The sequence below is a fragment of the Streptomyces sp. AA1529 genome, assembly GCF_000280905.1.
Lineage (GTDB): Bacteria > Actinomycetota > Actinomycetes > Streptomycetales > Streptomycetaceae > Streptomyces.
This window is the reverse complement of the sequence record NZ_ALAP01000009.1, coordinates 106,388-115,260: the sequence shown is the minus strand read 5'-3', so window position 1 is coordinate 115,260 and position 8,873 is coordinate 106,388. Positions and strand designations below refer to the sequence as shown.

The window sequence follows — 8,873 nt, the reverse complement described above, 5'->3', positions numbered from 1 at the left end:
GCGAACACGATGGCGCCGTCGGCCATCCTGGCGATGTCGCCGCCGTCCAGGACGTTGGGCGCGGAGACGCCGATGAAGACGTCCGCGCCGACCACGACCTCCTTGAGGGTGCCGGTGTGCCCCTCGGGGTTGGTGTTGTCGGCGACCCACCGCATCGGCGAGCCCTCCTCGGCGTCCGCGAGGTCCTCGCGGCCCGCGTGGACGACACCGTGGATGTCCGCGACGACGGCGTGCTTGACGCCCGCCTCCAGCAGCAGCTTCAGGATCGCCGTACCGGCGGCGCCCGCCCCGGACATCACGACGCGGACGTCCTCGATCCGCTTGCCCACCACGCGCAGCGCGTTGTAGAGCGCGGAGAGCACCACGATGGCGGTTCCGTGCTGGTCGTCGTGGAAGACGGGGATGTCGACGGCCTCCCGCAGCCGCGCCTCGATCTCGAAGCAGCGCGGCGCGGAGATGTCCTCCAGGTTGATCCCGGCGAAGCCGGGCGCCAGGGCCTTGACGACCTCCACGATCGTGTCGGTGTCCTGGGTGTCCAGGCAGATCGGCCAGGCGTCGATCCCGGCGAACCGCTTGAAGAGCGCCGCCTTGCCCTCCATCACCGGAAGCGCCGCCTGCGGGCCGATGTTGCCCAGGCCCAGCACGGCGGAGCCGTCGGTGACGACGGCGACGCTGTTGCGCTTGATCGTCAGACGCCGCGCGTCCTCGGGGTGCTCGGCGATCTGCGTGCAGACCCGGGCCACACCCGGGGTGTAGATCATCGACAGATCGTCGCGGTTGCGAATGGGGTGTTTGGCGGACATCTCGATCTTGCCGCCGAGGTGCATCAGGAAGGTGCGGTCCGAGACCTTGCCGATGGCGACACCCTCGATGGTGCGCAGCTCGGCCACGATCTCGTCGGCGTGCGCGGTGGAACTGGCCGCGATCGTCACGTCGATCCGCAGCCGCTCGTGGCCCGAGGCCGTCACGTCGAGGCCGGTGACCGAGCCTCCGGAGGACTCCACGACCGTGGTGAGCTGACTGACCGCCGTCCCGCCTGCGGGGACCTCCAGGCGGACCGTCATCGAGTAGGAGACGCTTGGCGCCATTGCCGACTTCCTCTGCTTTCCCTTGTCACGTTGTGCGCGTGCGCGCGGGAGCCGTATTTCTTACGGCCTGTGGCGCGCCACGTCAACAGATCGTCCCACCTACCCCCCGGTACGTGGTAACGCATCCCTTGTTTCGGAAAGCGTATTCCACTATTCGAGAGATTGTCACCCGTCTGGCCGGAGGCGGGCCCCGCGGCTCCCCGGAAGAGAACCGGAAGAAAAACGGCCCCAATTCCTCTGAAACAGAACGAAACCGACTTAGGATCGGCCCGCACACTGCCTCTGCATCACAGGAGACCCGGAAACATGGCTCAGGGCACGGTCAAGTGGTTCAACGCCGAGAAGGGCTACGGCTTCATCGCACAGGAAGGCGGCGGACCGGACGTCTTCGTGCACTACAGCTCGATCGACAGTGAGGGGTACCGCAGCCTGGAGGACGCGCAGCGCGTCGAGTTCGAGATCACCCAGGGCCGCAAGGGCCCGCAGGCCGACGGCGTCCGCGTGGTCGGCTGACCACGGCGGGTCGACCACGCCGTCGGCCGCTGCCGACTGCCGAGAGGGCTGTCGGCCGTCGCCGATGCCGGCCGCGTCCCGGCCGGCGGCGGCCCAGCACCCGCGGACCGCGCCGCCGAGGGCGTCCGCACGGCGAGGAGGGCTCCCGTCCTGACGACGGGAGCCCTCCTCGTTCCAGCTTCAGTGACACCGACCCGCCAGCTCGCCTCGCGGCAAGTGGGCGCTCTGAGCGCCTATGGTTGGGCCCGGGGGCATGGATCGGGCCGGTGCCACACCCAGGCTAACAAACGACCCGCCGCGGCGATTCCCCTTGCACGTACCGATTCCGGAGCCCTTCCGCACGTCGCGCCGACCCGCACGGATCAGTCCCGCAGCAGGTCGGGAACCCCCGCCGCGTCGGGGAGATCCGCCTCCGCGCTCAGCACCAGCAGCCGCTGCGTCGCCCTGGTGAGCGCCACGTACAGCACCCGCAATCCGGCGGGCGACTCGTCCGCGATCTCCGCCGGTGAGACGACGAGCGCGGCGTCGTACTCCAGCCCCTTGGCCTCGAGACTCCCGAGCGCGACAACCCGCTCCCCCAGTCCCGCGAGCCACTCGCGCGCCTCCTCCCGGCGCCGCATCGCGACCACGACCCCGACGGTGCCCTCGACCTCCGCCAGCAGCCGTGCGGCACTCGCCCGCACCACCGCGCCCAGGCCATCGCCCGGCCCCTCACCCCGGACGCCACCCCCGCCGTCGCCCGCGGAACCGCCTGCGACCTGCCCCGCGACATCCCCGGCACCGCCCGCGACGGCGAACTCGGGGGCCACACCGGTGGAGCGCACGGCGCGCGGCGGCGCCGTCCCGGGCATGGCCAGCGCCAGCACCCGGTCGGCGAGAACGGCCAGCTCGGCAGGGTTGCGGTAGTTGACGGTCAGTTCGAAGCGGCGCCGGGGCCGCTTGCCGAGCACCTCGTCCCGCGCCGCGGCCGCCTCGTCCGGGTCGGTCCAGGAGGACTGGGCCGGGTCGCCGACGACCGTCCACGTGGCGTGCCGACCGCGGCGGCCCACCATCCGCCACTGCATGGGAGTGAGGTCCTGCGCCTCGTCCACGATGACGTGCGCGTACTCGGTGCGCTCCGACGGCAGCCGGTCGCCCCCGCGATCCCGCCGCCGGCTCCCGTCCCGGTCGGCCGCGGTGGTCAGCTCCTCCAGCCCGGTGAGCTGCTCCACCGGGTCCACCTCGCGCTTCTTCGGGCGCGCGGGGGCGCCCAGCAGCGTGCGCAGCTCGTCCAGCAGCGCGATGTCGTGCACCGACAGCGGCCCCTCGCCCTGCGAAGTGAGGCGCGCGGCGAGGGAGCGCGCCAGCGTCCGCGTCTCCGCGGGCCGCAGCACGCGCCGCGCCCAGCGCCCCAGCCGCGCCTCGTCGGCCATGGCCCCGAGCACCTCACGGGGAGCCAGCTCCGGCCACCAGGCGTCGAGGAAGTCGGTGAAGACGTCCTCGGAGGCGATGTCCTCGTCGAAGCCCTGCCGGGCCTCGGCGGCCAGCTCGGGGTCCTCGTGCCGGCGCTGCGCCCCGGACTTCTCCCACAGTGCGTCCAGCAGCAGCTTCCGCGCGCGAGGCCGCATGAGGTTCACCGGCGCGGTGCCGCCGAGAACCTGCTGGCGCACAGCGGCCAGTTCCGCCGCGTCCAGTTCCAGACGGCCGCCGAAGGCGACGACCCGCAGCCGTTCCGGCACCGGCGCACGCAACCCCAGCTCCAGCGCCCCGCGGGCCGCCTTGCGCAGCACCTTCACCATCCGCGCCGACCCCTTGACGCGGGCGACGCGCTGCTCGTCGTACGTCGTCGCCGCCGCGCCCGCCGTCTCCTCGGCCAGCGACCCCAGCGCCCGGATCGCGACCTGGCCCTCCTCGCCGAGCGAGGGCAGCACGCCCTCCGTGTACGAGACCAGCAGCGGGGTCGGGGACACGATCAGGATGCCGCCCGCGTAGCGGCGCCGGTCCCGGTACAGCAGATAGGCGGCGCGGTGCAGGGCCACGGCCGTCTTGCCGGTGCCGGGGCCGCCCGCCACCTCGGTGACCGACGCCGCGGGCGCCCGGATGACCTCGTCCTGCTCGGCCTGGATGGAGGAGACGATGTCCCGCATCGCATGGCTGCGGGCCTGCCCCAGCGCGGCCATCAGCGCCCCGTCGCCGATCACGGCCAGCGGAGCGCCGTCCAGCCGGGCGGTGAGCTCGGGGCGCAGCAGATCGTCCTCGACGCCGAGCACCCGCCGGCCCTTGCTGCGGATGACCCGGCGGCGCACGACCCGGCCGGGAGCCACGGGGGTGGACCGGTAGAAGGGTCCAGCCGCAGGCGCCCGCCAGTCGATGACCAGCGGCGAGTAGTCGGCGTCCAGCACCCCGAGCCGCCCGATGTGCAGGGTCTCCGCGATGTCGGCCCGCTGCTCGCCGTCCACCGCGCGCACGGCCCCGTCCGCGGGCTCCACGGAGGTGTAGGCGCCGTCCGGGCCCCGCTCCCCGGTCCGGCCCTCCAGCAGATCGATCCGGCCGAAGAGGAAGTCCTCGAACTCGCTGTTGAGCCGGTTGAGATGGATCCCCGCACGGAAGACCTGCGCATCCCGCTCGGCCAGGGCACCCGGGGTGCCCACCTGGGCGCGCTTGGCGGCGTCGTCCATCAGGAACTCGGCCTCGTGGATCTTCTCCGCCAGCCTCCGGTACACCCGGTCGAGATGCTGTTGCTCCGCGTCGACCTCGCGGTCACGTACGGTCTCCGGCTCCGCTCTGTGCTGCGCGTTCACCGCGGCGGCCCCCTTCTGCTCTCCTTAGGGCAGCCGTCCACCGTACGCGATTCCGCATCGCGGAGCGCGGCGCCCGGTCGCAGCACCCGGGTCGCCCTGCGGCAACCGGGGCCGCCCGGTCCCGGGCCGACGACCGCGGCCACCCGCGGAGTGCGTCGCGGCCCGCGGCGGACCCGCCGGCAGCGCTCCGGCAGACCCCGGCCTCCCCCACACCCCACCGCTCGACCTGCCACGGCTCGCGCCTCTCGCACCTCCGCACATCGGGGCGAGGACGCGCACGAGGTGCGGCGCCGGTGGCACCAGAACCCTGCCGACGTTGCCGACCTCGTTCTCCCGCCGACTCCACGGCCGGTCGAGCGATTGTGGCGGGACCGAGGACAAGACCTGCCTCAGCCACCCGGCATACGGCGCACGCGGGGCCGCGCTGGAGAGGCCGCCTCACGGAAGGGCCTCACGGAAGAGTGGGCTTCTCACACCCGTGCAACGCAGCCATGTCCGACCCGAACGCCTTGAGCAGTTCCCGCTCGAAATCCGCGCTCACCTCCAGGCGGTCGTCTTCGCCGAGCCCCGTGCTGGCAGCGGTGAAAAGCGCCGGAGACTGCCCGTCAGGGCACTTCGCACTGGCCCAGGCCCAGCCCCCTCGCTTTTCACGTCCGGCCTTTCCTGGGACCTGGCCCAGGTTCCCCCCGTCTCTGTAGCCTCGCGCGAATGGGCCCGTCAACGCCGACAAGCGATACACATTCCTTCCCTTGGCATCGGCGAGGAGGCAGTCCTGAGTTGGCGCTTCGCCGACCGATTCCGCGCCGATGGCCTGCGTGATGCCCCACTTCTTCGCTGCCGGGGCCAGCTTCCGCAAGCTGCGACAGGTACCCGTCGCATCGGACAACGGCTTGGGACGGCTTCTGATGGCGTCAGCCGGCGCTCGACGGATCTTCTCACCCAACTGGGCACCGCACTTCCACCGCTTGTTCGCTTCCTTGCTCATGGCCGCTGCCGCTCGGGCAAGTTTGAGTCGCTCTGCCGGGTCGGAGAACCGGGCATCCTTGTGGACCAGCATGGATTTGATGTTGATAAGCAAGTTGTCATAGCGCGGAGAAGAGCACCGAAGCACCACAGTTGCGTAGGCAATACCTGGACTCTCGATTGTCAACACTCCAGGCCATTTCGAACCCAACGGGGTGGAAACATTACCCTCAAAAAGATCATGATTCAAAACGCGATCCACAACTTTGGAACCGAAAGAAGTGGAACCAGCAGAGAAGGTGACATACTTCGATTTGTCACTCTTCATCGCTTTGCACTCTGCTAGCAAACCCGATTCCGGTGACCCATGCTCATCTTTGCCTGTTCTCCTGATTTCACCATCTCCGAGGGCTGCACGCACCGCTTCCTCACGGACAACCCCGTCACACAGGGGGCTGAAATGCGCACCTCTATACTCTTTGACGGCCACAGTGGCTCCGAAGACTACACAACAGAGAACAACGAAGGAAGCCGCAATGGATTTCCTCTTCAGAATGGGAGCCTCCTACTTGAGATACTGCGCCGCTTCATCACGCGTATGATCCCGCTGCGACATTGCATCTCGCGCCGTCAGATTCGTGACAGCTGGATCATCGTCCTTCAAGCCGGCAGAGGTGGCCCAGCCGCTCACCATATTCCGAACTTGAAAATCCGAGGACAACCATTGCTCGGTCTTCTTCGCATTGAGCTCTTTTTTTATTTCTGCACTTTCCTCATTCGCTTCCTCCCAAGTCCAGGTATCAACAAATCGCTGCAGCGGATCTCCTAGACCACCGCCTATAGGCGTCAAGAATCCACCGATTACATGGTATCTGATTTTCGCCTTCCACTGGGCTTTCTCCAGCTCATCACTTGCCTTATCTCCAAGAATATCCTCCTTGATTGCTTCCATCGCACCCATCCCGGCCCCGGCTCGCCGCATTTCATCAACGACTTTATCGCTTTTGGGGCCTAGGTCATCAGGTATCCCATCTATCCCCCGATTGATTTGAGCGCGCTCGGCGTCATAAATCTTCGAGAATGCATCAGGTGACTCCGAAACCCCCCGCATAGTCTGAATGAGCTTCTCCGGATCCGCAGACAATTCGGCATACTCTCCGGACTCTTTCACGCCGGTTTCATTTCGGATATTGTCCGACCTGTAAAGAGTTTCATGGGTATCGGAAGCATAATCAGCCAAAGCATTCGCTACCGGCTCCTGAAGATTATGGTGAATACCTCCTGCGCCCTGATCAGGAGCCAGCGAGTGAATCACTCCGTTCATCACTCTGGCCTCGGCTCCCGTATGCAAGGGGTGAAGTCGAGCCGGTTCCTTGACATCCTGCGGCAGCTCGCCGGTGGCACCGGCTTCCAGAGCGTGGGCAAGACCCCGCCGAGAGTGGCTGGTCTCCCCGTCGGGGTCGTGACCGTCGGGCCCCACCGGACCCATTTCGACGTTTTTCCAGTCCCGGTCGTTCAGTAGATAGTAGAGATTATCTCCCTTATCCATCACCTTTCCGGGGTCAAGATATTCAGTCGAAACCTCGGGCTGCCTCGACATCACCTCAAGAACTCCGTCGTAGGGATCGTTGGCGAAATGGGCATACTTCTTCCCGTCGAAGTTTCCCTTGAGGTCCCAAACGTCCGGATCACCATCCTGCCCCTCATCCTCTGCTTTACGGATGGCATCAGCAGTATCAGTCAGAAACTGCTTACCATAGTTGTCGTCGCCGCGCTGCATCAAAGAGACAAGGCTCTGGTATCCGCGTACAGGTCCGGGCCCCGGAGCATCATCGGGATTCTTGGTCACCAACTTCAGGTCGTATTTTTTCAAGCCGACCTTTTCCATCTTATCCTTAAAGTCTTTGTAGAAGGATGACTCAGGATTCTTGGTTGCGGAAGCAAGGTTCGCCGCAAGGCCTCTATCCAGGGAAAGATAGGATTTCTTGTGCTCCGGATCGGAAACGTACGCCAGATCGTCGAGACGGTTATGCACCTTGACGAGTCCTTCCGGGCCTCCGACAGAGTTGATGAGCGTCCGACTGAACTCGGGGTCCTCGTCGAGGCCGCGGGCGAGGATGCTTGCTTCCTGTAGCTCCCGGGGCGGTGGAACTTCACCGTTCTTGAGGCTGTTGTAGGTGTTGGCGACTCGCTTCGCAGTGCGCTTCACCGCCTCCTCGCCGATGGCGCCGTTAAACCCGCCAGGCAATCCTTTCTCGGGTTCTTTCGGGTCTGCCATGAATCTTTTCTTCATGGCTGCGTCCGCTTCCTGGGCCTCACGGACAGCCTTCTTTATCGCCCCATCCCATTTTTCTTCCACGACCGTTTGAGCCTGCTTGTCGCCACGGTACTGATCGGCGACCTTCTTGCCCTTCTTGGCCTCGACCTTGTCGAGGTTCATCGTGCAGTGGCCGTGTGAATTCACGTCCATGCCCGCGGCTTGGGCGTCGTCCCTGGCCTTCTCCACGGCCTTCTTGTGAGACTCGAAGGTCGCGTGGGCGAGCCGGAAGAGGGCGCCCACTCCTCGGGCTTCTTGCTCGGCCTGGTCGTACTCCTCCGCTGTCTTCCCGCCCCATTTGCCGAACATCTTCGCGCCCTCGCCCTGCCAACTGTCCGCGTCCACCGCGGCACGGACGTGGGCCCTGTAGTGGCCGCCCAGGGTTCCGAACCTCTTGCCCATCCCTTCCCAGGACTTGGCGGCGGTCTCCAGGTCGCTGAAGTCCGCGTTCACGATGTCGTCGTACGAGATCGCCATGTCGCTCCGCCCCCTCAGAGGTTGTCGAGACTGCTTCCGGGCCGTTGGTCGAGCCCTGGCTGGAGCCGGGGCGTCGCGGAGCCGAAGGCGTCACGGGTGGCGATGTCCATGCCGGTGAGGATCGTGTTGGCGTCCATCAGTGCCTCGCGCTCGTGGGAGAGGCTCCGGGTGAGGTGTTTGTGGTGCTTGCGCCAGGTCGTGAGCCGATGGCGGATTCCGGTCCACACCTCCCAGCCGTGGAGCTTTCCGCGCCCGGTCGGGCTCTCCGGATTGCCGGTGAGAGTCTCGGTGTCCCCGTCGGCTTTCGAGCCCGCCTTGTGCGTCTCCGGCCCCAGGGTCTCCGCGAGATAGCGGGCTGCGGCCTTCTTCTTCGACTCGGAATGGACGAGATCGGTATCCTGCGGCAGGTGACCACCCGGTTTCATTCCCGGGCTGGGATTCTCGTCCGACGCTGCGTTGCCCCCCATGGCCCCGCTCCCCCTCCTTGTGCATGCGGACGGCCTGCTGCCTGTCCGGCACGGCGGGGCACCCTCCTTGCTCAGGGTCTGTTGTGCGGAGGGGCCGGATCGTCGTGCGGCCGTCCGGTAAACGTTCCCCAAAGCTAACAGTCAATGTTACCGAACGCTACCAGTGCATGCGGAGAGTGAAGGATGTCCGGATAGCCGCATGTTGCCCTGCTCCTGCGGCGGCCGGTCCCTGCTTCCGGACGGCGCCGCTCGACCGCTCGCGCTGCGG

6 protein-coding genes are annotated in these 8,873 nt (G+C 66.9%); 1 reads left to right on the top strand and 5 read right to left on the bottom strand.

Features of this window, described 5'->3' with window-relative positions:
• Nucleotides 1-1,088, bottom strand: a 1,088-nt coding sequence (locus A949_RS0101850) for an NAD-dependent malic enzyme (RefSeq protein ID WP_037705786.1), incomplete at its 3' end; no start/stop codon positions are given.
• A gap of 306 nt (nt 1,089-1,394) precedes the next feature.
• On the opposite strand from A949_RS0101850, the gene A949_RS0101845 reads away from it, so the two are divergent.
• The gene (locus tag A949_RS0101845) at nt 1,395-1,601 is read left to right on the top strand and encodes a cold-shock protein (RefSeq protein ID WP_019354305.1); all 207 of its coding nucleotides are present in this window, start codon (nt 1,395-1,397) and stop codon (nt 1,599-1,601) included.
• A 362-nt stretch (nt 1,602-1,963) separates the two neighbouring features.
• Here the strand turns inward: A949_RS0101845 and A949_RS0101840 are convergent, their stop codons facing one another.
• The 4 genes from A949_RS0101840 to A949_RS0101815 form a co-directional block, all read right to left on the bottom strand.
• Nucleotides 1,964-4,381, bottom strand: coding sequence for a HelD family protein (locus A949_RS0101840; protein ID WP_019354304.1), 2,418 nt, complete (start codon nt 4,379-4,381; stop codon nt 1,964-1,966).
• A gap of 451 nt (nt 4,382-4,832) precedes the next feature.
• On the bottom strand, nt 4,833-5,672 hold the full coding sequence (locus A949_RS37910; protein WP_158687526.1) for a hypothetical protein: 840 nt from the start codon (nt 5,670-5,672) through the stop codon (nt 4,833-4,835).
• Nucleotides 5,673-5,909: 237 nt separating this feature from the next.
• On the bottom strand, nt 5,910-8,138 hold the full coding sequence (locus tag A949_RS37905; protein ID WP_158687525.1) for a hypothetical protein: 2,229 nt from the start codon (nt 8,136-8,138) through the stop codon (nt 5,910-5,912).
• A gap of 14 nt (nt 8,139-8,152) precedes the next feature.
• Nucleotides 8,153-8,605: a hypothetical protein gene (locus A949_RS0101815; protein WP_019354299.1), complete on the bottom strand. Its 453-nt coding sequence runs from the start codon at nt 8,603-8,605 to the stop codon at nt 8,153-8,155.
• Between the last annotated feature and the right edge of the window lie 268 nt (nt 8,606-8,873).